General features: G+C 43.5%; 1 protein-coding gene. It reads right to left on the bottom strand.

The annotated features are described in order from the left end of the window. Window positions 1-248, bottom strand: a 248-nt coding sequence (locus tag ACX9YW_RS23385; protein ID WP_460351173.1) for an aminotransferase class IV, incomplete at both ends; no start/stop codon positions are given.

Genomic DNA, 248 nt, shown 5'->3' on the forward strand with positions numbered 1-248 from the left:
TATTATCCCCCGTGCATTCCGCGACAAAACCATCCTGATTCAGCATTATCGCTTCCTCTACGCCGGCATTTATCGCCTCAATCTTCGCCAGGATGTTGTTCAGGTAATTCAAAGATTTAATCTGCGGGCTAATCGCCTCGGAGATATTCCTTCGTGTCGTAACGGTGACTATTGAAAGCCCCTCTTTATAGAATTTCTCAGGATAAAGCGCTATATTATCCGTGATAATAATTACAGTGGCATTTCCT

The organism is Pseudoneobacillus rhizolycopersici (genome assembly GCF_054786815.1).